At 69.2% G+C, this 23474-nt stretch carries 19 protein-coding genes; 11 read left to right on the forward strand and 8 right to left on the reverse strand.

The genetic code is table 11. The annotated features are described in order from the left end of the window. The first annotated feature begins 363 nt into the window (after nt 1-363). Nucleotides 364-1449: a methylenetetrahydrofolate reductase gene (locus tag ABD154_RS11960; RefSeq protein WP_140955514.1), complete on the forward strand. Its 1086-nt coding sequence runs from the start codon at nt 364-366 to the stop codon at nt 1447-1449. Between the two features lie 38 nt (nt 1450-1487). Next, the gene (metE, locus tag ABD154_RS11965; protein WP_344251343.1) at nt 1488-3809 is read left to right on the forward strand and encodes a 5-methyltetrahydropteroyltriglutamate--homocysteine S-methyltransferase; all 2322 of its coding nucleotides are present in this window, start codon (nt 1488-1490) and stop codon (nt 3807-3809) included. A gap of 18 nt (nt 3810-3827) precedes the next feature. Here the strand turns inward: metE and ABD154_RS11970 are convergent, their stop codons facing one another. Continuing rightward, on the reverse strand, nt 3828-4436 hold the full coding sequence (locus ABD154_RS11970; protein ID WP_137826836.1) for a TetR/AcrR family transcriptional regulator: 609 nt from the start codon (nt 4434-4436) through the stop codon (nt 3828-3830). Nucleotides 4437-4472: 36 nt separating this feature from the next. Between ABD154_RS11970 and ABD154_RS11975 the strand changes: the two genes are divergently transcribed. Next, the gene (locus ABD154_RS11975) at nt 4473-5267 is read left to right on the forward strand and encodes an alpha/beta fold hydrolase (protein WP_137826837.1); all 795 of its coding nucleotides are present in this window, start codon (nt 4473-4475) and stop codon (nt 5265-5267) included. Nucleotide 5268: 1 nt separating this feature from the next. Here ABD154_RS11975 and ABD154_RS11980 read toward each other — a convergent pair whose 3' ends face one another. Both ABD154_RS11980 and ABD154_RS11985 read right to left on the reverse strand, forming a co-directional pair. Beyond that, nucleotides 5269-6198 (reverse strand): GTP pyrophosphokinase, encoded by a 930-nt coding sequence (locus ABD154_RS11980; protein WP_198500767.1) that lies wholly within the window; start codon nt 6196-6198, stop codon nt 5269-5271. An 11-nt stretch (nt 6199-6209) separates the two neighbouring features. Then, nucleotides 6210-7622: an FAD-dependent oxidoreductase gene (locus ABD154_RS11985; RefSeq protein WP_137826839.1), complete on the reverse strand. Its 1413-nt coding sequence runs from the start codon at nt 7620-7622 to the stop codon at nt 6210-6212. Between the two features lie 103 nt (nt 7623-7725). Here ABD154_RS11985 and rarD point away from each other — a divergent pair, with 103 nt between their 5' ends. Continuing rightward, a complete protein-coding gene (rarD, locus tag ABD154_RS11990) occupies nt 7726-8649 on the forward strand; it encodes an EamA family transporter RarD (protein ID WP_137826842.1) in 924 nt (307 codons plus the stop codon). On the opposite strand, the gene ABD154_RS11995 is transcribed toward rarD, so the two are convergent. Genes ABD154_RS11995 through ABD154_RS12005 form a run of 3 tightly spaced genes read right to left on the reverse strand, consistent with a single transcriptional unit; the run spans nt 8650 to nt 11695 of the window. Continuing rightward, the gene (locus ABD154_RS11995; RefSeq protein ID WP_137826843.1) at nt 8650-9660 is read right to left on the reverse strand and encodes a polyprenyl synthetase family protein; all 1011 of its coding nucleotides are present in this window, start codon (nt 9658-9660) and stop codon (nt 8650-8652) included. It abuts the gene before it with no gap. A gap of 44 nt (nt 9661-9704) precedes the next feature. Continuing rightward, complete coding sequence (locus ABD154_RS12000; protein ID WP_137826844.1) at nt 9705-11006, reverse strand: geranylgeranyl reductase family protein; 1302 nt, start codon at nt 11004-11006, stop codon at nt 9705-9707. Next, nucleotides 11003-11695, reverse strand: a complete 693-nt coding sequence (locus tag ABD154_RS12005) for a demethylmenaquinone methyltransferase (RefSeq protein ID WP_137826845.1) — start codon at nt 11693-11695, stop codon at nt 11003-11005. The genes ABD154_RS12000 and ABD154_RS12005 overlap by 4 nt, the downstream gene beginning before the upstream one ends. 137 nt (nt 11696-11832) lie before the next feature. On the opposite strand from ABD154_RS12005, the gene ABD154_RS12010 reads away from it, so the two are divergent. Together ABD154_RS12010 and ABD154_RS12015 are read left to right on the forward strand one after the other, a co-directional pair. Continuing rightward, nucleotides 11833-13197 carry an isochorismate synthase gene (locus tag ABD154_RS12010; protein WP_344251344.1) on the forward strand — a complete coding sequence of 455 codons (1365 nt, stop codon included), beginning with the start codon at nt 11833-11835 and terminating at the stop codon, nt 13195-13197. Between the two features lie 64 nt (nt 13198-13261). Beyond that, the gene (locus ABD154_RS12015; protein ID WP_344251345.1) at nt 13262-14749 is read left to right on the forward strand and encodes an HNH endonuclease; all 1488 of its coding nucleotides are present in this window, start codon (nt 13262-13264) and stop codon (nt 14747-14749) included. A gap of 150 nt (nt 14750-14899) precedes the next feature. Here ABD154_RS12015 and menD read toward each other — a convergent pair whose 3' ends face one another. Beyond that, entirely contained in the window at nt 14900-16717 is a 1818-nt protein-coding gene (gene menD, locus ABD154_RS12020) for a 2-succinyl-5-enolpyruvyl-6-hydroxy-3-cyclohexene-1-carboxylic-acid synthase (RefSeq protein WP_232623866.1), read from the reverse strand. A gap of 59 nt (nt 16718-16776) precedes the next feature. Between menD and ABD154_RS12025 the strand changes: the two genes are divergently transcribed. Together ABD154_RS12025 and ABD154_RS12030 are read left to right on the forward strand one after the other, a co-directional pair. Then, nucleotides 16777-18315: an alpha/beta hydrolase gene (locus ABD154_RS12025; protein ID WP_344251346.1), complete on the forward strand. Its 1539-nt coding sequence runs from the start codon at nt 16777-16779 to the stop codon at nt 18313-18315. A 104-nt stretch (nt 18316-18419) separates the two neighbouring features. Then, nucleotides 18420-19127 carry a hypothetical protein gene (locus ABD154_RS12030; RefSeq protein WP_344251347.1) on the forward strand — a complete coding sequence of 236 codons (708 nt, stop codon included), beginning with the start codon at nt 18420-18422 and terminating at the stop codon, nt 19125-19127. A gap of 6 nt (nt 19128-19133) precedes the next feature. Here ABD154_RS12030 and ABD154_RS12035 read toward each other — a convergent pair whose 3' ends face one another. Further along, on the reverse strand, nt 19134-20219 hold the full coding sequence (locus ABD154_RS12035) for an o-succinylbenzoate synthase (protein WP_344251348.1): 1086 nt from the start codon (nt 20217-20219) through the stop codon (nt 19134-19136). Nucleotides 20220-20310: 91 nt separating this feature from the next. On the opposite strand from ABD154_RS12035, the gene ABD154_RS12040 reads away from it, so the two are divergent. From ABD154_RS12040 to ABD154_RS12050, 3 genes are all read left to right on the forward strand, one after another. Next, on the forward strand, nt 20311-21228 hold the full coding sequence (locus ABD154_RS12040) for a 1,4-dihydroxy-2-naphthoyl-CoA synthase (RefSeq protein WP_140955512.1): 918 nt from the start codon (nt 20311-20313) through the stop codon (nt 21226-21228). A gap of 10 nt (nt 21229-21238) precedes the next feature. After that, complete coding sequence (locus ABD154_RS12045) at nt 21239-22441, forward strand: AMP-binding protein (RefSeq protein WP_140955511.1); 1203 nt, start codon at nt 21239-21241, stop codon at nt 22439-22441. A gap of 70 nt (nt 22442-22511) precedes the next feature. Next, the gene (locus ABD154_RS12050; RefSeq protein WP_140955510.1) at nt 22512-23444 is read left to right on the forward strand and encodes a 1,4-dihydroxy-2-naphthoate polyprenyltransferase; all 933 of its coding nucleotides are present in this window, start codon (nt 22512-22514) and stop codon (nt 23442-23444) included. The last annotated feature ends 30 nt before the right edge of the window (nt 23445-23474 follow it).

The raw sequence follows: 23474 nt of genomic DNA on the forward strand, positions 1-23474 counted from the left end.
ACTGGCAAGAGAGAATCTCCTTCTTCCAATCTCCCTGCCTCTATTATCCCCGGGGCATGACACTGCGAACGTCAACACCGAGACCCTTCAGTCCGCAAACAGCCCGCAGAAATCTCACGAAAGCACCACTTCCGGCAGGCATCACCACCAATCCACCAGCCTTTGAGACCCTAGAACTTGCGACACTCAGTCAATTCGAGAACCGCTCAAAGTCAGTTCACCAGTTCACCAACTACCGGTGACCATGACGGATTCCGACCGTTCATGACCTCGCGCGACCGCGTGCGTCCGACATAAGTCGAACCGTGACGCCGTGCGCCATGAGCGGCGCGGTGGACATGCCGACCTTGGCACGATGTCGGCATGTCCACATCACTGACACACCCGGATCCTGTCCTCGACTCCTCATTCCGCGACGTCGACCGGCGACCGCCGATCGACCACCGCCCACCACGACCCCACCCCGACGCCGACGCAACGGTCCGCGAGCCCCGCGCCTCCGCCTCGGCGCCGGTCAGCCTCCCCCACCCCGAACCCGACTCCGAGCGCCACCACCCCCTCGCGCTCTCCTTCGAGGTCATGCCGCCCCGCAGCGCGGCACAGGCGGCCGGCACCCCCGAACTCCTCGCCCTCCTCGATGAGCTTCACCCCGACTACCTCGCGGTGACGAGCTCGGCGAAGAGCAACTGGCTGCACGGCACCGCCGACTTCATCCGCATCATCAGCGAGACCACTCAGCTGCGTCCGCTCGCCCACCTCGCCTGCACCGCCGGCACCGCTGACGAGCTGCGCGGCTGGATCCGCCACCTCCTCAGCGCCGGAGTGCGCGGATTCCTCGCCATCCGCGGCGACTTCCCCACCGGCACCGACCGCGTCCCCGCCGGGCACCTCCCCCACGCCGACGCCCTCGTCCACCTGCTGCGGACCATCGAAGCCGAGCACACAGCCAAACTCGCCGCCGGACGCCTCGGGATCGGGGTCGCAGCCTACCCGTCCGGGCACGCACAGTCCTCCGGCCCCGACGAAGACCTCGATGTCCTCGCCGCCAAGCAGCGCCTCGGCGCGGACTTCGCCATCACCCAGCTCTTCTTCGACCCGGGCCACTTCGCCCGGCTCCGCCGCCGTGCGGACCTCGCCGGGATCACCATGCCGATCATTCCCGGCATCCTCCCGATCACCGACATCCGCCGCCTGCACACGATGAGCAGGCTCGCCGAGCTGCCGGTGCCCGACCACCTCCTCGCCCGCTTCGACGGAGCCGCGAGCCCTCAGGCCCAGCGCCGCATCGGACTCGAGATGACCGCCGAGCACGTCGCGACGATCCTCGACCAGGGCGCCGCCGGCCTGCACTTCTACACCTTCAACGACCGGACGACGACGATCGACCTGCTCGGAGCGCTCGACCGCCTCGGCGTCTCACTCCACCCCACCCCCGTGCCCGCCCTCTGAGGCGCACCACATCCACCCCACCCTGCGAAGGAGACATCATGACGACCCCCTTTCCCACCGCGACGATCACCGGCTACCCCCGCATCGGCCGCCGGCGCGAACTCAAGACCGCGCTCGAACGGTTCTGGGCCGGCCGTATCGACGCCGACGAATTCGCCCAGTCCGTGCGCGCCCACCGCGTCCAGACCTACCACCGGCTGGCCGAACTCGGCCTCACCGAGGACTACGCGATCCCCGCAACCTACAGCCACTACGATCACGTCCTCGACACCGCGCTCACCGTCGGCCTCATCCCGTCGGCGACGCTGGGCACAGACTTCGACCTCGGCGAATACTTCGCCCTCGCCCGCGGCACCGCCGACCGCTCGCCCCTGGAGATGACGAAGTGGTTCGACACGAACTACCACTACCTCGTCCCCGAGCTCGAGGATTCGACGCAGTTCAAGGCCCACCCGCAGCACCTCCTTACGCTCGTCTCCGAGGCGCGCGCCGCCGGGCACCGGGTCCGTCCCGTCCTCGTCGGCCCGGTCACGCTCCTCACCCTCGCGAAGACCGCACCGGGCACGACGACGGCGCCGCTGGACCGCCTCGACGAGCTCACGGCCGTCTACCTCGATGTCATCAGCGTCCTCGCCGCGGCCGGCGTCGAATGGGTGCAGATCGACGAACCCGCCCTCGTCGCCGATGCGCACGAGTCAAGCGATGACGAACTCGCCGAGGCGGCCGCCCGGGTCTACGGCACGCTGACCTCGGCACTCACGCACACGAAACTTCTCGTCACCACCCCGTACGGTTCGCTCCAGGCGGGTCTGCCGGCACTCGCGCACTCCGGGATCGCCGCCCTCGGGGTCGACATCTCCGCGGCCACCCGCCGCCTCGATCCCACCTGGCTCGACCGGATCGCCGCCGAGGTGCCCGCGTCGGTCCGCCTCGTCGCCGGAGTCATCGACGGTCGCAACGTCTGGGCCGACGACCTCACCGCGACCCTCGACGTCCTCACCGGGCTGGGTCGGGATGAGGTGAGCGTCTCGACGTCGACGTCCCTGCTCCACGTCCCCCACACGGTCGCCGACGAGCCGAATCTCCCCGTCGACGTCGCCGGGTGGCTCTCCTTCGCCGAGGAGAAGGTCACCGAGGTCGAAGCACTGGCCGCCGCCCTCCGTGACGGCCCGCAGGCCCGCCCGACGGCGTTCGCCCGGGCCGACCGGGCGCTGCGCACGCGCCGCGAATCCGCCCGGGTCCACAACCCGGCCGTGGCCGCGCGCGTGTCCGCGGTGGCCGGCCACGACGGTCGCCGCGGCGCGGCAGCCGACCGGGCCCTCGCCCAGGAGGCCATCGCCGTGCCGGTGCTGCCGACGACGACGATCGGTTCGTTCCCCCAGACCGCCGAGGTGCGACGGGCCCGAGCCGACCATCGTGCGGGGCGGATCGACGCCGAGGCCTACGAAGCGGCAATGCGGGCGGAGATCGACCGTGCCGTCGACCTCCAGGAGCGCCTCGGACTCGATGTCATCGTCCACGGCGAACCCGAGCGCAACGACATGGTCCAGTACTTCGCCGAGCACCTCGACGGGTTCGCGACGACGGAGAACGGCTGGGTCCAGTCCTATGGGTCCCGCTGCACGCGGCCGCCGATCCTCTTCGGCGACGTCTCCCGCCCGGAGCCGATCACCGTCGCCTGGTCGACGTACGCGGCGTCCCGGACGACGAAGCCGGTCAAGGGCATGCTCACCGGCCCGGTGACGATCCTCGCGTGGTCGTTCGCCCGCGAGGACGTCACCCTCCAGGAGTCCGCGGACCAGATCGGGCTGGCGCTGGCCGATGAGGTCGCCGACCTCGAAGCCGCGGGCATCGGCATCATCCAGGTCGACGAGCCGGCGCTGCGTGAACTCCTGCCCCTGCGCCGGGCCGATCGCGCGTCCTACCTCGACTGGTCGGTCCGCTCGTTCCGCCTCGTCACAGCTCAGGCGGCGCCGGCCACGCAGATCCACACCCATCTGTGCTATTCGGAGTTCGGGGAGATCATCGAGGCGATCGACGCCCTCGACGCCGACGTCACGAGCATCGAAGCCGCCCGCTCGCGCATGGAAGTGCTCGCCGACATCGCCGCGGCGGACTTCGCCCGCGGCATCGGGCCGGGCATCTACGACATCCACTCCCCCAGGGTGCCGAGCGTCGTCGAGCTCACCGAGCTCATCGAGACCGCGCTCGAGTCCGTCGACGCCAGGCGGCTGTGGATCAACCCCGACTGCGGGCTGAAGACCCGCGGGTACGCCGAGGTGGAGCCGGCTTTGGCGAACCTCGTGGCGGCACGGGATGCGGTGCTGACCGGCGTCCGGGCAGGCCAGGCCCCCGGGTGATCCCGGGCTGAGTCGCGCTCACGCTTCGGCGGTGCGGGTCCCCCACAGGGCATGGGCGGCGAGATCGGCCGCGCGCAGCAGCCGCTCGCGGCTCATGCCCTGGTTCGATTGGGCGGAGAGTCCCAGCCACACGGCCTGCACGGCGTCGGTGAGCGCTGTCGGGGACGCGTCGGCCGGCAGATCGCCGTCCTCGACGGCCCGGGTGAATCGGGCGTGGAGCAGCCGCGCGTTCTCCGTCTGCATGGCGCTGATGATCTCTCCCGCGTCGCTCGCGTCCGCCGAGTCCGTGATGATCGCGCTCGTCACCATGCACCCGGGATGGTCCGCGGGATCCTGCGTGAACTCGATGATCGACTCCCGCAGCAGCGTCTCGACGACCTCGCCGATCGCATCCGAAGCAACGGCTCGCCGGTAGATCTCGGCATAGCGGTTCGCGTAGACCTCGACCGCCTCGGCGAAGAGACCGGCCTTGCTCCCGAAGGCGGCGTAGAGACTCGAACTCGAGATGCCGATCGCCGAGGTGAGCGCCCTCGTCGACGTGCCGGAATACCCGTGACGCCAGAACAGCCGCGCCGCCTCGAGCAGCGCCTGGTCCCGTTCGAAGGCCGGAGGCCGTCCACGCATCATCCTTGAATTCTAGAGCAGTCGGTCCATAATTGATTTATGGAGCAGATGATTCAGAAAGCGATTCCTCTTGCCGACGGCCATCTCACCGTCGACGTCTACGGCGATCCCGAGGGCGATCCGGCCGACTCGCTCGTCGTTCTCCCGGGGGTGATGAGCGATGCGCGGGCGTGGCGCCGGTTCGCCGCGGCGCTCACCACCTGGGCGCGCGTCATCGTCGTCAATCGGCGCGGTCGGGCCCCGTCATCGGAGCTGCCGGAGGGTCATTCACTTCTCACCGAGGTGGCCGACCTGGGCGCTGTCCTCGATGCCTTCGCTGCCCGGCAGCTCTTCGCGTGGAGCTTCGGCGGACTCGTCGGCCTGCACGCGGCCAACGACCGCCGCCTCGACCACGTCATCGCCTACGAACCCGTCATGGCGCCCTTCGGAGAACACGCACTGCCAGCGCTCGAGGCAGCCCATGAGGCCGCGGACTGGGACGCGGCCGTCGAGATCATCAACGTCGACGTCTCGGGATTCGACGCCGACCATGTCGCGGGCCTGCGCGCGAACGAACACGCGTGGCGGATGCTCGAGGAGCTCGCACGCCCTCTCTACCCGGAGCTGCGCGCGATCGCCACCGCCTCGGTGCCGGCCGAGTTCGGGGCCCGAGCGCACCGCATCGATGTCCTCATCGGGGAGGACGACCTCGGCGCCGCCCCCTATGGGACGAGCGTCGCCGACGTCCTCAGCCTCACCCCGCGGGCACGCACCCACACCGTGCCCGGCCAGGGGCACATGGCGCATCTCGAGGATCCCAGCGGTCTCGCGGCCCTCGTCGACACCCTGCGGTGAGCTACGCTCCGCGCGGCAGCTCGGTGGGGATGTAGTAGAGGCCCTTCGAGTCCTCTTCGACGCTGACATGAAGGCGATCGTCGACGCGGACGAAGTCGCTGACCTTGATCGTGCCCTTCTCCCCGCTGAGCTCGCGCACCGCGAACGCGGGGATGAGGCCCTGACGGCCGTCGGAGTCCACGGCGAGCGCGTACTTCGGGCCGGTCGCCCGGACCCGAACGTCGACGGCACGGCGTTCCTCGGCCCCGGCGAGCACACCGGCCTCGGGCTCCGGATTCGTCAGCGCCGAGAGCTCGACGGCCAGGGTGTCGGCCATCTCGTCGACGGTTGCGAGCATGTTCGCCATCGCGCGGGCGAACTCGCCGTGGAGTTCGCTCGGCTTCATCGCCGCGCCCGGCTTGTACATGTCCTCGTGCGTGAGCTCGCCCCACGCATCCTGCAGCCGCGTCTTCACCTGGACCTCCGCGTACACCGGTTCCCCGTGGTCGGAGGGGATGCGCAGGGTGACGTGGCACGCGCGGTAGCCGCTGGCCTTCGGGTGATCGACGTAGTTCTTCTCTTCGATGAGTTCGAACGCTCCCAGCTGCGCGGGGTCGCAGAGGGAGGTGAACATCATCTTCTGGTCCCGCGGGGACTTGCAGAGGACCTTGACCCCGACGATGTCCCTGATCTGGTCTTCGACATCGATCGCCGAGGTGACCGTGACGTCCGGTTCGGCAGCGACCTTCTCTGCGAGCTTGGCGAGGGTGCGCGCCGGATCCTTGATCCGGTGACCGTCGACGTCGAGTCGCGAGATGTCCTTGTCCTTGAGCAGGCCCCGCTGCTGCTCCTTGAGCCAGACCTTGATCCGCGTCGCCGTCGCCTCCCACACGTCGAGCCGCTCAGCGTAGGCGGCATCGACGTGTCGTCGGAGGTCGGAATCGGCGTTCACGCGGGGTCGGCTCAGTGACCGGAGACGGGCGCCGAGGCGGTTGCAGCGTGGTCGCGGGCGGCGGCCAGCATGCCCTCGCGGGTGGCGATCTTCACCCGTTCACGGCCCTCGACGGCTCCGGCGGCCCGTTCGGCGGCATCGAGCCGGTGGTAGCCCTGCCAGTCGACGAACTCGACGCCCTTGGCCTGCAGCAGTTCGACGATCGAGTCCTCGGCGGGAGCGACCGGCTCGGCGAGCACGCCGGCGGCGCGGTCGGCGAGGATGTGGGAGATCGTCTCGAGGGCATCGCCCTTCGTGTGCCCGATCAGGCCGACCGGGCCCCGCTTGATCCACCCGGTGCTGTAGACGCCGGCGACGACATCGGACTCGGCCGCCTCGCTCTGATCCACGGCGTCGACGACGCGCCCCTCATGGTTCGGGATCACCCCGCGGCGCGGATCGAACGGCAGCTGCGGCAGTGCGGAGCCGGCATAGCCGACGGCGCGGTAGACCGCCTGGACCGGCCAGTCGACGAACTCGCCCGTGCCCCGGACGTTCCCCGTCCCATCGAGCTCCTGACGCTCCGTGCGCAGAGCCTCGACCTTCCCATCGCCGAGGATCTCCGCGGGTGCGTGAAGGAAGTGCAGATGCAGCCGACGCTTCGCCCCGGTGGGTTCGCGCATCGTGAAATCGGTCAGCGTCTTCGCCACCTGCTTGACCTGATTCGATGACTCGATCGCCGCCATCGACCCCTCATCGAACTCGAAGTCCTCCGGGTAGACGATGACATCGACGTCGGCGACATGGCCCAGCTCACGCAGCTCGAGCGGGGTGAACTTCGCCTGCGCCGGGCCCCTGCGCCCGAAGACATGGACGTCCGTGACCTTCGAGGACTTCAGACCCTCGTACACGTGGTCCGGGATCTCCGTGACATGCATGTCGTCGGCCTGCTTCGCCAGCACGCGAGCGACGTCGAGTGCGACGTTGCCATTGCCGATCACCGCGACCTGCTCGGCCTCGAGCGGCCAGTCCTGGCTCACATCGGGGTGGGCGTCGTACCAGTTGACGAAGTCCGCCGCACCGTAGGAACCGGGGAGGTCGACGCCGGGGAGGTCGAGCGGGGCATCGACGAAGCAACCGGTGGAGAAGATCACGGCGTCGTAGCGATCGGTGAGCTCGTCAAGCGCGATGTCGACTCCGTACTCGACGTTGGAGAACATCCGGATGTCTCCCCTGTCGAGGACCTTGATCAGGGCGTTGATGATGCCCTTGATCCGCGGGTGATCCGGCGCCACCCCGTACCGGACCAGCCCGAACGGCGTCGGCAGACGCTCGAAGAGATCAATGCTGACGTCGAAATCACGCTCAGCCTTCGTCAGCAGATCAGCCGCATAGATTCCGGCAGGACCGGCACCCACAATGGCCACACGGAACGGACGAGTCATTCTCACACCTCTCTAGACATTCGGATACGATTCTATCGCCTATATAGGTTCTCCTAACACTCACGTGACGAACCTCGCACGTGTTCCGCCCTAGACTTTCGTTGTGAACACTCCTGCCGCTCCTGACGACAGCGCCTTCCGGCGCCTCGGACTCATCTACGGCTCGTCGGCGTACCTGCTCTGGGGTCTGCTCCCGCTGCTCTTCGCCGCCGCGGCTCCGACGAGCGCGCTCGAACTCGTCGCCAACCGGGTGATCTGGGCGCTCATCATCTGCGCGATCCTCCTCGTCTTCGCCCGCGGCTTCGCCCGGACGTGGGCGATCATGCGCTCGGGCAGGACGTTCTGGCTGCTCGCGCTGGCCGCGGTGCTCATCGCGATCAACTGGACGACGTTCATCTACGGCATCGACACCGGTCACCTCGTCGAGATCTCCCTGGGCTACTACCTCAATCCGCTCATCTCGATCGGCCTCGGCGTCGTCTTCCTCGGGGAACGGCTGCGGCACCTGCAGTGGGCGGCCGTCGGTTTCGGGCTCGTCGCCGTCATCATCGTCGGCCTCGGGCTCGGCCGCGTGCCCTACCTGGCGTTCTCCGTGGCCCTGTCGTTCGGGTTCTACGGGCTCGTGAAGAACAAGGTGGGAGGCAGGATCGGCGCGCTCGAGGGGATGACGGTCGAGACGGCGATCCTCGCCATTCCCAGCCTCGCCTACCTCGGCTTCCTCGCCGCGGCCGGCACGCAGACGTTCACCGGCTTCGGCGCCCTCCACGTCGTCATCGTCCTCGCGACGGGACCGGCGACGGCGATTCCGCTCATCCTCTTCGGTGCCGCCGCCAGACGGATCCCCCTGTCGTGGATCGGCATGCTCCAGTACATCGCACCGACGCTGCAGTTCATCATCGGCATCACCATCCTCGGCGAGTCGATGTCGGTGACCCGGTGGATCGGCTTCCTCATCATCTGGATCGCCGTCATCCTCCTGTGCACGGACATGATCCGGCAGAGCCGCCGGCCCCCGACGACGGGGTGATCAGCGCGAGCGGGAGACCACGGAGTCGGCGAACTCGAAGAGGGAGTCCTTGACGATGCCCTCCGGCAGCGGGGCCAGCGCCTCCTTGGCCGCCTGCGACCAGCGCACCGCCTCGGCGCGGGCCTCATCCGTCACCGGATGGGCGGCGAGCGCGGCACGGGCGGTCTCGAGCGCCTCATCCGAGCTGAGATCGGCGTCGAGGAGACCGACGATGCGCACCGCCTCGGCGTCGCCCTTCTCCGCTGCGGCACGCACGTAGAGCACGGGCAGGGTGGGGACACGTTCGCGCAGGTCGGTGCCCGGCGTCTTCCCCGACTGGGAACCGGTCGTCGTGAGGTCGATGATGTCATCGGCGAGCTGGAAGGCGATGCCGACCTTCTCCCCGAAGATCCGCACCGGTTCGACCAGCGCCGGATCGGCACCGGAGAACATCACGCCGAACTGCGCCGAGGCGGCGATGAGCGACCCCGTCTTGTCCGCGAGGACGTCGATGTAGTGCGCGATCGGATCCTCGTCCTCGGTGGGACCGGCGAACTCGGCGAGCTGCCCGAGGACAAGGCGCTCGAAGGTCTCCGACTCGATCTTCACGGCCTCCGGTCCGAGACCCGCCGTGACGAGCGAGGCCTTCGAGAAGAGGAGGTCGCCGGTGAGGATCGCCACGGAATTGCCCCACACCTCGTGGGCGGCCGGCGCACCCCGGCGCACGGGAGCGTCGTCCATGACATCGTCGTGGTAGAGGGAGGCGAGGTGGATGAGCTCGACGGCCACGGCGGCCTCGATGACCTCGTCGCACTGCGGCTGCCCGAGGCGGGCGGTGAGGAGGACGAGGTTCGGGCGGGCACGTTTGCCGCCGGCGGCGAGCAGATGCTTCGACGCGGTGTCGGGAAGCTTCCGCGTCTGGTCGGTGACCGCGTAGAGACGCCGCTCGACGATGTCGAGCTGTGCGGCGATGTCGGCCGCGAGCTGGGCATCGGCACCGATGAAAGTCACCGGAGAGGCTAGGTGGCTCATGTCCTCGTCATTCGTCATAGTTATCGCAGGGTACCTTGCAGGGCTCACGCGTTGCTCGTGGCCGGGACGATCCGGGTGAGAGTGGCAATCACCCGGTCGATGAGATCGGCCTCGGTCATCGTGGGGTCGCGGTAGAGGTTCGCCAGCAGTCTGACGACGAACTCCATCACAACGTCAACACCCATACCGTACTTGATTCCGAAGTGCATCAGTGCCGGATGGCCGATGATCGCAGCGAATACCCTGCCCAACGTGAAGTAACCGCCCAGGGAATCCCCGATGAGCGCCGGGTACTCGGTGAGCTTGCTGCGCATGATCCGCTCCGGGTAGCGGGCATAGGTCGAGATCACCTCGGCGGCGGTGCGGGCGGATTCGAGGGCGTAGTCGATGCCCTCCCCGTTGAACGGATTGACCATCCCCCCGGCGTCGCCGATGAGGAGGAGACCCTTATGGAAGTGCGGGGTGCGGTTGAACGCCATCGGCAGGGCCGCGGACTTGATCGGCCCGAGCGCCGTCGTCTCGTCGATCCCCCATTCGCCGCCCATGTCGGCGATCCACCGCCCGATCACCGCCCGCAGGTCGACGGAGCCGAACCGCGGTGAGGTGTCGAGGAGACCGGCGCCGATGTTGATCGTGCCGTCGCCCATCGGGAAGAGCCACCCATAGCCGGGCAGCACCTCGGACTGGCCCTCGGCGTTCGTCGACCGCATCTCGACCCAGCTCTCGATGAAGTCATCGGCGTGCCGGGGCGAGGAATGATAGGCGCGCACCGCCACTCCCATCGGCCGGTCGTCGCGCTTCTCCAGGCCCATCGCCACGGCCAGGCGGGAGGAGACGCCGTCGGCGGCGACGACGATCGGCGCCCGGAAATGGGCGTCGGGTCCGACCCGCCGACCGCGATGATCGGTTCCGGCGGCATGGACCCCGCGGATCCATCCGTCCTCGCCGATGTCCGGGCTCAGGGCCTTGACCTGCTCGAACAGGCGGGCCCCCGAGCGCTGGGCATGCCGGGCGAAGGCCTCGTCCATGCTCATCCGCGGGCGGGTCAGCCCGTAGTTAGGAGTCCCGTCGATATCGGGCCAGGCGATCTCGAGCCGGTGACCTCCGCCGATGAGGCGCAGCCCCCGGTTGCGGTGCCAGCCCTCGTCCTCCGGAGTCTCGAGGCCGAGGAAGCCGACCTCCTTGACCGCCCGCGGGGTGAGCGCGTCACCGCAGATCTTGTCCCGCGGGAACCCCGACTTCTCGAGGATGACGACATCGTGCCCGGCCTGGGCGAGATACGTGCCGAGGGCCGACCCCGCAGGTCCCGCCCCGACGACGATGACGTCGGCGTCGAACTCGTTCACGGCTTGAGCGCGTGGTGGACGGCGACGATGCCGCCGGAGAGGTTGCGGTACTTCACCTGGTCGAATCCGGCTCGTAAGATCTGAATGGCGAACTCGTCCTGGTCGGGCCACGCGCGGATCGACTCGGCGAGGTAGACGTACGCCTCAGGGTTCGACGACACCGCGGTGGCCACGGGCGGCAGCGCCCGCATGAGGTACTCCTTGTAGACGCGGGCGAACGGCGAGAACGTCGGAGTGGAGAATTCGCAGACGATGAGCCGGCCGCCTGGCCGGAGCACGCGCAGCATCTCGGCCAGCGCCCGATCGACGTCATGGACGTTGCGGATGCCGAAGGAGATCGTCACGACGTCGAAGCTCTCGTCCTCGAACGGCAGATCGAGGGCATCGGCATAGACGAAGTCGATCTTCGGGTGCCGGCGGCGGCCCTCGGCGAGCATGCCCTCGGAGATGTCACCGGCGACCACCTCGGCGCCGTGATGGGTGAATGACATCGACGAGGTGCCGGTGCCGGCGGCGAGATCGAGGACCCGCTCCCCCGGCCCTGCGGCCACGGCGTAGGAGACGCTGCGCCGCCACGCACGTGCCTGCCCGAGCGAGAGGACGTCGTTGGTGATGTCGTAACGGGAGGCGACGTCGTCGAACATCGAGGCGACGTCAGCGGGCTGCTTGTCCAGCTGGGCACGGTTCATGGCCTCATTCTCTCAACACGAGGTGCCCGCGGGCGAATCAGTCGCTGTGCACCTGCACACACCCGGCGCCGGACCGCACACCCGGGCCCGACCCTGTGCCGCGGTCGGCGAGCGGGCTCGGATACAGTGGCCATGCCATGACTACGACGCTCTCCGCCTCCGACATCGCCACCGCGACCCCGCGTCTGCAGGTCCGCTCCCGCTTCGTCGACGACGTCGACCCCGGCCCCGGCTTCCCCTTCGGATCCGACCTGCCCACGACCGTCGAGCAGACGCTGGCACTGCTGCCCACCTCGGCGTTCTCCTGCTGGGTCAGGGACACCTCCGGACTCATCGGCTTCGGCCGCACCCTGCGCATCCGGGCGCGCGGGCGCGACCGGTTCCGGCAGCTCTCGGACGCGTGGAAGGCGATCACCGCGGCCGCGGTGATCGAGGACGAGGTCGACCTCCTCGGGTCGGGGCTGATGTGCTTCGCGACGGTGACGTACTCGCAGGACTCCGCCGTCGACTCCCTCATCCACATCCCCGAATTCGTCATCGGGCGCCGAGGCGGTCGCGTGTGGATGACGACGATCGCGACTGAGGACGCGACCCCGGCGCCCCCGGTCCTGCGCGAACAGCCGCTGCGACCGGTCACCTCGGCGCAGGCCTCCCCCGGCGACCTCGACGAGGACACGTGGGCGCGTCTCGTCGCCACCGTCTCGGCCATGCTCACCCCCGTCGACGGGGCGGCCGAAGTCGATGCCGGCTCCGATGACCCGACCCTGCGCAAGGTCGTCCTCGCCCGCGACGAGGTCGTCACCACCGACGAGGAGATCGACGTGCGCTCCGTGCTCGGTGCGCTCAACCGCAGCTACCCGAGCTGCTGGACGTTCGACGTCGCCGGGCTCATCGGCGCGACCCCGGAGCTGCTCATCGGCGTCGACCACGGCCGCGTGACCTCCCGGGTGCTCGCCGGCACGTACCGAGTCGAGAAGGACCCGACGACCGAGATGGCCGCGGCCCGCCAGGTGCTCAGCGCACACAAGGACAGCACGGAACACGCCTTCGCGATCGCCTCCCTGCAGCGCAGCCTGGGATCCGTGGCCGACGAAGTCTCCGTCGACGAACGCCCCCACCTGCTGCCCCTGGCCAACGTCATCCACTCCGCCTCCGATGCCACCGGGCAGCTGCCGGCGGACTCCGGGCTCAACGCCCTCGACGTCGCCGCCGCAGTCCACCCGACCGCCGCCGTCGGCGGATACCCGCAGGCCAGCGCCGTCGCCCGCGTCGACGAACTCGAACCGCTCGACCGCGGCCGCTACTCCGGTCCGGTGGGCTGGATGGACGATCGCGGCAACGGGCAGTTCGGCATCGCGCTGCGCTGCGGACAGCTCGAGGACCGCAACCGGATCCGTCTCTTCGCCGGGGCCGGGATCATGCCCGATTCCGATCCCGCCACCGAGGTGGCCGAGACGGAGGCGAAGTTCGCCCCGATGCGGAGGGCGCTCGGGTTGGAGTAGGGGGTTCGGGTCGGTTTCGTGTCAGTTCTGATGTCGTGTCAGGACCGGTCTGTAGCGTTGTCGTATGGACGCGCAGGATGGCACAGCTGTTCCGGAGGACGGTGAATCCGACCTCTCCTTCGCCGCGCCGAAGTTCGCCGGTGAGGTCGAAGGCTTCGCCGCGATGCTCCTCGATCTGGCTGCCTCGGCCAATGCCTGCGAGGCTCAGGACCGCATCCGTCTTCTCGAGCGTCTCACCGCGACGATCGCCGCCGTCCAAGCCAGCGAGGCCGTCGCACTGCACGCGCATCGGGTCGCCGAGGACACCGCGAATCAGGTGCCGGCGCACCAACGCGGCACGTATGCCGGGCACGAAGTCGCCTATGCGAAGAACACGGCACCGGCCTCGGGGCGGAGATTCCTCTCGACCGCCCATGCGCTCGTCGACGATCTCCCGCACACCTTCGCTGCCCTCGCCCGCGGGGACATCCCGCAGAGTCGCGCCCGAACCGTCGCCGAGCGCACCGCCGGACTCACCCACGAACAGCGGATCCGCATCGATGACGAGCTCAAGGACCGCCTCATCCACGCCGGAAACAGACGCCTGAGCCGTGAGGTGCGGGCACTCGCGTATGAGGCCCGCGTCGACGACGATCCCGCTTTCGAATTGGAGAGTTCCAACGTCGCCGTGGCGGACCGGCACGTGTCCTTCGCCGACCTCGAGGACGGCATGGCCCGCATCAGTGCCGTGCTGCCCATGGTCGAAGGCATCGCCGTCGTCGATCATCTCCGCCAGTCCGCCCTGAGTCGAATCGCAGACGGCGAGGCCGAGGGCCGCAATGAGAAGCAGCTCATGGCCGACCTGTTCGTCGAACGGCTGACCGGGCAGGGCGCAGCCGGCGACGTGCCGGTCGAGGTCGCCGTGGTCATGGAGGCCGAAAGCCTGTTCTCCGACGGGCGGGTGCCCGCCTGGCTGCCGGGCTATGGTCCCCTGCCGGCGAAGACGGCGCGGGAGTTCCTCGCGGCGTCAGACGCGCAGACCTTCCTCCGGCGGGTCTTCACCTCCCCGACAACCGGGCAGCTGGTCGGCATGGACTCGAAGTCGCGGAAGTTCACCGGTCAGCTGCGGAAGATGGTGATCTTCCGCGACGACGTGTGCCGGTCCCCGGGATGCGACGCTCCGATCAAGCACGTCGACCATGCGCAGTCGGTGGCCGACGGCGGCCCCACGGAGTGGGAGAACGCGTCCGGACTGTGTGCGGCCTGCAATTGCGCGAAGGAGAAGGCCGGTTGGAAGCACGAGGCCACTCCGGGCACGCTCATCGTCACCACCCCGACCGGAGAGAGCTACCGGACGGACACTCCGCCGCTCGTGACGAAGCTGCGCGCCCGAGGCCGGAGCACGCCGAGCAATCGAAATGGGCCGCCGAGGCGGCCCGGAGGTGAGGTCCCGACCGTCGAAGTTGTTCCCATCAGGCCGGACAGTGCCGACGCCCAGACCCCGAGCACCGTCGAGTCGCCGAGCACAGTCGAGTCGGTCTATCGAGAGTTGATATTGCGGGACACGGGGTGAGGTCCCGGCGACGCTTGACGAGCTCTGTGCGACGCCGGACAAGTTCTCAGCGATGTCGGGTCAGCCGTGCATGGTGGCCACCGTCGCTGCCGTGCGGGGTGAAGACCACTACTCTGCGCGGTACGTCAGGCCTCGTTATCGGTCGGTGCGTCAGGCGTCGTGGTCGGTCGGCGGTGAGGTGAGATCGACCTCGATGATCGTCCGGCGGGCACCGTGTCCGCCGGCGGACTGCGATTCAGCCTGGGCATCGGCGAAGACGGCGGAGAAGTCCTCGAGCGTGGACACCTGCGCATGCGCCCAACCGTACGCGGCGGCGAGGTCGGCGAAGCGTCTGCCGTGGGGCACCGTGAAGTAGCGCTCGAGGTGGTCGACGACGTGGTCCTGCGAGTGCTCGAGTCCTGAGAAGATCGCACCGCCGTCGTCGTTGAGGACGACGATGACGACGTCGCCGGCCTGTTCATGCGCCGGGGTGAGCAGACCGCCGACGTCATGGAGCAGCGCGATATCACCGATGAGGAGGACGACCCGCTCCCCCAGCCCGAGAGACAGCCCTGTCGCCGTGGAGACGAGCCCGTCGATTCCCGCCAAGCCCCGCGACGCATGGATGCGGGCGCGGAGATCGGTGGCACCGCTGAGGTAGCGCACCGAGTTCGAACTCGCGACGAAAAGGGTGATGTCCTCTGCGGCGAGGTGCTCGGTGATCGCCCGCGCGGTCGACTGGGGGTTCGCCTGCGCGGTCGGCTGGGGGTTCACGGCGGGCGTGGCGAAGGACTCTCCCGCCTCGACCCACTCGCGCAGCCAGGCCGCCTCGTCGGCTCGATTGTCGTCGGTCACGGTCAGCACGGTCGCATCGATGTCATCGGGGACGCGCTGCACCGACACAGAGTCGTCAGCGAGCAATGCGGCGACGGGCCTCGTCAGGGTCGGTTTGCCGTGGACGATGACCGTCCGGATCGCATCTCTCAGGTCCGTCCGTTCGCTGAGCACCCGAGCATGGGCGGGGACGAAGGTCGCGACACCCGCCATGGGCCGTGTCAGCGGACTCGACGGTTCGGCGAGCACCGGCAGATGACGATCGGCGGCGAGAGCTCGCAGTCGGTCGGCAGAGTGGCCGCCAGCATCGCCGGCGACGATGACGGTTCCATCGGTGACAGTTACCTCGACCCTTGGAGCGTCAGCTGTTTCAACTGCCGTCGTCTCGGCAACATGCGTCGCGGCCACGTCAGGACCGGTCACATCAGTCCCGGCCACGTCGGGACCGGCAGCGTCAGCTCCGGCCGCGACAGCCTCGGCCGCATACGGCCTGGACTCATCCCGTCCTGTCTCATCCCATGCCGTCTCATCCCATCCCGCGATCTCATCGGTCCACGCCCGCAACTCGTCGGGCGTCGGGACCAGCGGGGTGTCGAACTGGACGTTGACCTGGACCGGTCCGGCCGCCTCGGTGCCGGTCCCTCCGACCGGACCCACCGCAGTGCGCACCGCCCCCGTCACCACCCGGTCGACGACGTCCGCGTCCTCGCCGGCGGGGACATCGATACGGGCACGGACATCGCTGAGCACCTGCGCCTGGTCATCGATGGTCTGATTCGCGCCGGTCCCTCGGAGCCTGGCGGGACGGTCGGCGGTCAGGGCGATGAGCGGCAGGTGCCCGTACGCGGCCTCGAGGACAGCCGGATGGAGGTTGGCCACCGCCGACCCGGACGTCGTCACGAGCGCTACGGCAGACGCGACTTCTCCGGTCTGCGCACCGCGCACCCGCAGACCCCGCGCAAGACCGAGCGCGAGGAACCCGGCGTCGCGCTCATCGAGGCGGACGTACGTGCGGATGACCCCCGCCTCGGCGAGGGGGGCGAGCGCGTAGACGAGCGGTGCGGACCGGGACCCGGGGGCGAGGACGACCTCCCTGACTCCGGCTGCGACCAGACTGCGGGCGATCTGCTGCGCCACTGCGCTCGAATTCGACATCACCCGATATTCAACCACTTACCCTCCTGCGGTTCACGTTGATCCTCTAGGCTCGCTCCATGCGCCGATCGATCCTCTTAGCGGTTGGAGCACGCGCCGTCCGATCGCTCACGGCCGCCCGCTCGTACCGCGGCCGCTTCCCCGTCCGCGACCAGAACAGTGCCTTCCTCGGTCCCGAGCCCCGGGGCAAGGACGCCCGCAGGTGGCACATCCGCGACAAGCGGAAACTCTCACCGAGGCTGCGCGAATTCTTCATCTACTCCCCCGCCCTCGGCCGCACCGTCGGAGTCCGCGTCCTCCTGCCGGGCATCCCCGCCGAGGTCAGCCCCGTCATCCACCTCTTCCACGGCGGCGGCGACGACTTCCGCTCGTGGACGGACTTCGGTGCCGCCGAGGAGCTCACCGCCGACACCCCCTACCTCGTCGTCATGCCCGACGGCGGTGCCGGCACCTACTCGCGGGTCGCCGTCGGCAGCGAGGTTCACGACTGGCCGACGTTCCACACCACCGAGATCCCCGAGTTCCTCGCCAAGACCTATTCGATCGACACCGACCGGGAGTCCCAGCTGCTCGCCGGCCTGTCGATGGGCGGGTACGGGGCGATGAAGTACGCCGCCTGGCATCCCGACCGCTACGGCGCGGCCGCAGCGTTCTCCTCCCCGCTCGACCCGCTCACCGCGGTGCCGGCCTTCGACATCATCGCGATGCGCGAAGGCGCCCGGTCGATGTCGGTCTTCGGCGATCGCGACGCCGACCGCAGCGAATGGATCGCGAACTCGCCCTACGGACTGGCCGAGAACCTCCGCGACATCGACCTGTGGTTCAGCGCCGGATCCGGCAGTCTCGAGGAGACGAAGGACCGGGACCTCCTCGAGACGCTCGTCAACCAGCAGGGCGAGCGCTTCTCCGCCCGCCTCAACGCCCTCGGCATCCGGCATTCGTGGTTCCCCCGCAGCACCGGTCTGCACAATTGGACGAGCTGGCAGCGCGAACTCGGGGCATGGCTGACGACCCTCGACCGGCACCGGAACTATGAGAGCTCGCAGACCTCCCGGCGCCGCGGGAACGAGAGCTCGCGCGTCGCCGACGGAGGCGAGTTCTCCTACCTCACCGGCCACGCCCTCTTCGACATCCACGGCTGGCGGGTCGAGATCTCCCGGCGCCGCGCACAGATCGTGCGCTTCGGCTCGGTGTCGGCCGCCGGCTTCTCCCTCACCGGGACCGGCAGCTTCCGCGTGCGCACCCCCGACCTCTTCCAACCGGGACGCAAGTACGACATCACCGTGACGGGCCCGACCGGGATCAACGAGTATCCGCAACGGGCGGACAAGAAGGGGCGGCTGACGTTCACCGGTCGCCTCGCCGCGGCGATGCACGACCCGATCATCCCCGGCAAGCGCACGCAGCACTTCGCCACCCACGGGCAGGAGGAGATCACAACGGTGCGGATCGCCTCGGCGCCGGAACCCGAGACGGAGGTGACCAGCGCAGACACCGCCCGTCCTGAGTCAGCCGACCACCAGGCACGGTTGGCCGATGTGTCCGACCCGAAGACGGATGTGCCTGATCCGGCACAATCGCGCGGGAATGCGCGCTGAGGCCTCGACTACCATTGAACTCAACCGCATCACCCAGCGGTTTCCCAGCTACTACCCCCTCCAGCCGACCGTGCTGGCCGAACTTTGACTCGAAAGGTCGACCAATGAAACGCGCACTGCCCGTCATCGCACTCGCCGCCGGACTCGCCCTGACCGGCTGTACCAGCGGCGGTTCGTCCGACTCCGCCGACTCCGGCTCCGGCTCGCAGCCGGCCGCTGAGGAGACCCAGCAGTCCACCCAGCTCGACGAGGCTGCTCTGAAGAACATCATCGACACCACCCAGTTCGACGGCAAGACCTTCAAGACGGTCGACACCGGCGCGATCTCGAGCGGAGAGGCCGCGAAGGCCCTCGAGCAGGCCGAGTTCGACCCCGCCGAGTGCAAGGATCTCGCGATGGCCGGACTCAACGCCGCACAGGCGACCGACGGCACGACCGTCGCAGGAATTGCGTCCGATAACTCGATGTCAATCGGCCTCTCGAGCTTCCCCGACGAAGCGGCGACCACCGACCAGTTTTCGACCTCGAGCAAGATGGCCGAGACCTGCGGCGACGTGACGATGACGATGTCGGGCATGGAGATGAACATGAAGTCCGAGACCTTCGACGCCACCGTCCCCGGTGCCGACGAAGCCGTGGGCACGACGACGTCGATGGAGGCCGGCGGTCAGTCGGCGATGTCGACTCAGACCGTCGTCGCCCGCGTCGGCAACACCGTCGTCACCGCAGCAAATCTGTCCCCCAACGGTGACGAGCAGGACGCCGTCAAGGTCGCCGAGGAAGCCGTCAAGGCCGTCCAGGCCGCCGGCTGACGAGCCTCAGCCGTTGAGGCTGACCGAGCGCAGGACGTCCCAGCACTCCTGAGCTCGAGCAGCCCACCACGCCGATCGCCCCGGATCCGCAGCCAACGCCGTCAGGCGCTGCGGATCCGGGGCGATTCGCGTCACCGGGATCCGTCCGTCGACCGGCACCAGCCCGTCGGCGACGACATCGGTGGCGAAGAGACGCGCCGTGCCCAGCCCGCAGGCGGGATGCTCACCGAGGATGTCCCGGCTGCTCGGCGTGCGCGGCAGCCGGGCGGCGAGTTCGGCCCCGGCGGCCAGTCCGACCGAGGACTCGAGTGCCGAGGACACGACGGCCGGCAGTCCGGAACGCTGAACGATCTCCGCGGCAGCGGCGACCCCGCCGAGCGGCTGGACCTTGACGATGACGACCTCGGCCGCCCCGAGGGCCGCGACCCGCAGCGGGTCCTCGGCCTTGCGGATCGATTCGTCGGCCGCCAACCGCACCGGCAGATCCCGGGCGGCGAGCTGCTCGCGCAGCCGGGCGAGGTCCTCGACCCCGAGGACGGGCTGTTCGAAGTACTGGAGATCGAACTCCGCGAACGCCTCGCTCGCCTCAACCGCCTCGGCGAGGGTGTACTTCGCATTCGCATCGAGCCGGAGGACGACGTCGGGGAAGAGCCGTCGCAGCTCGCGCAGCCGCGCGAGATCCTCAGGCAGCGAGGCGAGACCGTGCTCGGCGACCTTCGCCTTGACCGTGCTCACGGCCCCATAGCGGGAGAGGATCGGCTCGACCTCTTCGACTCCGGCCGCCGGCAGGGTGGCATTGACCTCGACGAACGCAGTCTCATCGGCTCGGTTTTCGGGAACATCGCCGGGGGCACCGTGAATCGGCTCCCGCCCCGGCACCGGGAGCCCGGCGAACTCGAGGGCCGCCTGCAGCCAGCGGGCGGATTCGCGGGCATCGTATTCGACGAACGGGGAGAACTCCGCCCACCCCAGAGGCCCCTCGAAGAGGAGGATCTCGCGTTCGGTGATGCCCCGGAAGCGCGTGACCATCGGCAGCCGCAGGACATGGACGCGGGGCACGAGGTCGGCGAAGGAGGCGGGAAGGGCGGTCATGCGCCCAGCCTATCCGGGAGTCCACCTCGGCGGTGTGAGCCGTCCCCGCCCCCGTCCGAGCGATGCCTGCCGCCGCGTTAGGCTTGAGGTCATGACCGTCTCTGACATCTTCGATCCCACCCGGTGGCGCGAGGTCTCCGGCTTCGACTTCACCGACATCACCTACCACCGGGCGATCGACGCGGACGGCCAGGACATCGGCGCCGTCCGCATCGCCTTCGACCGGCCCGAGGTCCGCAACGCCTTCCGCCCCCACACCGTCGACGAGCTCTACCGGGCCCTCGACCACGCCCGCCAGACCCCGGACGTCGGCGCCGTCCTCCTCACCGGCAACGGCCCGAGTCAGAAGGACGGCGGCTGGGCGTTCTGCTCCGGCGGCGACCAGCGCATCCGCGGCCGCTCCGGCTACCAGTACGCCGAGGGCGAGACCCGCGAGACCGTCGACCCGGCCCGTGCCGGACGCCTCCACATCCTCGAGGTCCAGCGCCTCATCCGCACGATGCCCAAGGTCGTCATCGCCGTCGTCCCCGGGTGGGCCGCCGGCGGCGGGCACAGCCTCCACGTCGTGTGCGACATGACGATCGCCTCACGCGAGCATGCGAAGTTCAAGCAGACCGACGCCGACGTCGGATCCTACGATGCCGGCTACGGCTCGGCCTACCTCGCGAAGATGGTCGGGCAGAAGAAGGCGCGCGAGATCTTCTTCCTCGGCCGCACCTACTCGGCCCAGGAGATGGCCGATATGGGCGCGGTCAACGAGGTCGTCGACCATGCCGAGCTCGAGACCGCGGCACTGGACATGGCCAACGAGATCCTCGGCAAGTCCCCGAACGCGCAGCGGATGCTCAAGTTCGCCTTCAACCTCGTCGATGACGGCCTCATGGGCCAGCAGGTCTTCGCCGGTGAGGCTACGCGCCTGGGCTACATGACCGACGAAGCCGTCGAAGGCCGGGACGCCTTCCTCGAGAAGCGCGACCCCGACTGGTCGTCCTACCCCTGGTACTACTGAGCCGCTGCCGATGACCCCGCTCGACCTTCCGGACGCGATCAACCGGGCCCTGGCCGGGGAGTCGATCCTCATCCTCCCGCAGGCCCGGACCGGTGCCGTCACCGAGGTGGCCCCTGACCGCTGGTTGAGCCCCGGTGACGCCCCCGCGCTCATCCTCTTCACCTCGGGGTCGACGGGGGCGGCGAAGGCCGTCGCGCTCTCCGCTCACGCCCTGACCGCCTCGGCGCGGGCCACCGAACGATTCCTCTCCGGACCCGGCCGCTGGCACCTCACGCTGCCGGTCAACCACATCGCCGGCTTCCAGGTCGAACTCCGCGCCCGACTGGCCGGAGAGGATCCGGTGCGCGCAGCTGCGGGCCCGTTCACCGCACAAGCCTTCGCCGCGGAGGTCGCCGAGCTCGTCGCCCGGGGTGACGACCGCCCCCGCTACACCTCCCTCGTGCCCACGCAGCTGCACCGGGTCCTCGCCGACCCGGCCGCCACCTCGGCGGCGGCGACGTTCACGGCCATCCTCCTCGGCGGCTCCGCGATCTCTCCTGCCCTCCTCGACGCGGCAGCGGCCGCGGACCTGCGGATCGTGCGGACGTACGGGATGTCGGAGACCGCGGGCGGCTGCGTCTACGACGGCGTCGCCTTCGACGGGGTCACCGTGACGATCACCGAGGCGGGCACGATCGACCTCACCGGACCCGTCGTCGCCGACGCCTACGTCGACGTCACAGCGGACGGGACCATCGTCCCCCGCGACTCCCTCGCCCTGACCGGCCCGGTGGGCGGGCGGACGATCCACACGAGTGATCTCGGGCACCTCGACGACGGTGTGCTCAGCGTCCTCGGCCGGGTCGACGACGTCATCGTCTCCGGTGGGGAGAACGTCTCCCCGCACGCGCTCGAGACGGCACTGCTGCCGGTGTGGCAGCCCCACGGAGTCGCCGAGGTGCTCGTCACCGCGGTCGCGGACGCGGAGTGGGGGCGGCGCATCGTCGCCCTCGTCCGCCTCGCCGACGACACTGCCGGTGCCGGGCAGCTGCGCGGCCTGTCCCCGACCGAACGCGGCCGGCGGCTGCGCGCCCTGGCGCCCGCCGAGGCGGGGACGATGCTTCCCCGCGAGGTCATCGTCGTCGACGAGATCCCGGCTCGCTCGATCGGCAAACCCGACCGCCGGAGGGCCGCCGAGGTGGCCGAAAGCCTGCTTGCCCGACCCCATAGTTGAATTTCGCATCAAATGATCTCTCGGTAATATGAGACGGTTCACCGAATCGCTAGGAAGGCACTCGACCCCTATGGCAACTGCCGCGCAATGGATCTCCGGAGCGCGACTGCGGACGCTGCCGCTCGCCGTCGCCCCCGTGCTCATCGGCACCGGAGCGGCGATCGGCTCGGTCGGGGGCTTTACCTCGTTCATCATCGGCGACTATTCGACGAGCGGTCCCGACGTGTCGCTGTCCTCGATCCTCTTCAAGGGCCTCCTCGCCCTCATCGTCTCGCTCTGCCTGCAGATCGGCTCGAACTTCGCCAACGACTACTCCGACGGGATCCGCGGCACCGACGATGTGCGCGTCGGTCCTGTGCGGCTGACCGCGACCGGGCTGGCGGAGCCGGCGACGGTCAAGCGGGCCGCGTTCCTCTGCTTCGGCATCGCCGGGCTCGTCGGCATCGCCCTCGTCCTCATCTCCCAGGCCTGGTGGTTCCTCATCGTCGGCGCCGCCGCGGTAGCCGCGGCGTGGTTCTACACCGGCGGGAAGCGCCCGTACGGGTACATGGGCCTCGGCGAGGTGTTCGTCTTCATCTTCTTCGGGCTCGTCGCCACGCTCGGGACGATGTGGATGCAGGTGGGGACGCTGAGCCTGAGCGGATGGGCCGGCGCCGTGTCGATGGGGCTGCTCGCCTCGGCGGTGCTCATGGTCAACAACCTCCGTGACATCCCCACCGACACCGAGGCGGGCAAGATCACCCTGGCCGTGCGCCTCGGCGACCAGCGGGCGCGGGTCGCCTACGCCGTGCTCGTCCTCGCACCGTTCGCGCTGCTGGCGCTCGCGATCCTCGACGGGCATCCGGCTGCGGCGCTGGCGATCCTCGCGCTCGTGCCCGCGCTCTCACCGCTGAAGACGGTGCTGGGAGGCACGACGGGTGCCGGTCTCATTCCGACGATCAAGTCGACGGGACTGACGGCGCTGTGCTTCGCCGCGCTCATGGCGCTCGGGTTGGCGCTGTAGCTCGAGGTCTGCCCCCAACGCAGTCGGCCG

It is taken from the genome of Brevibacterium sanguinis, assembly GCF_039528855.1.
Classification (GTDB): Bacteria; Actinomycetota; Actinomycetes; order Actinomycetales; family Brevibacteriaceae; genus Brevibacterium; species Brevibacterium sanguinis.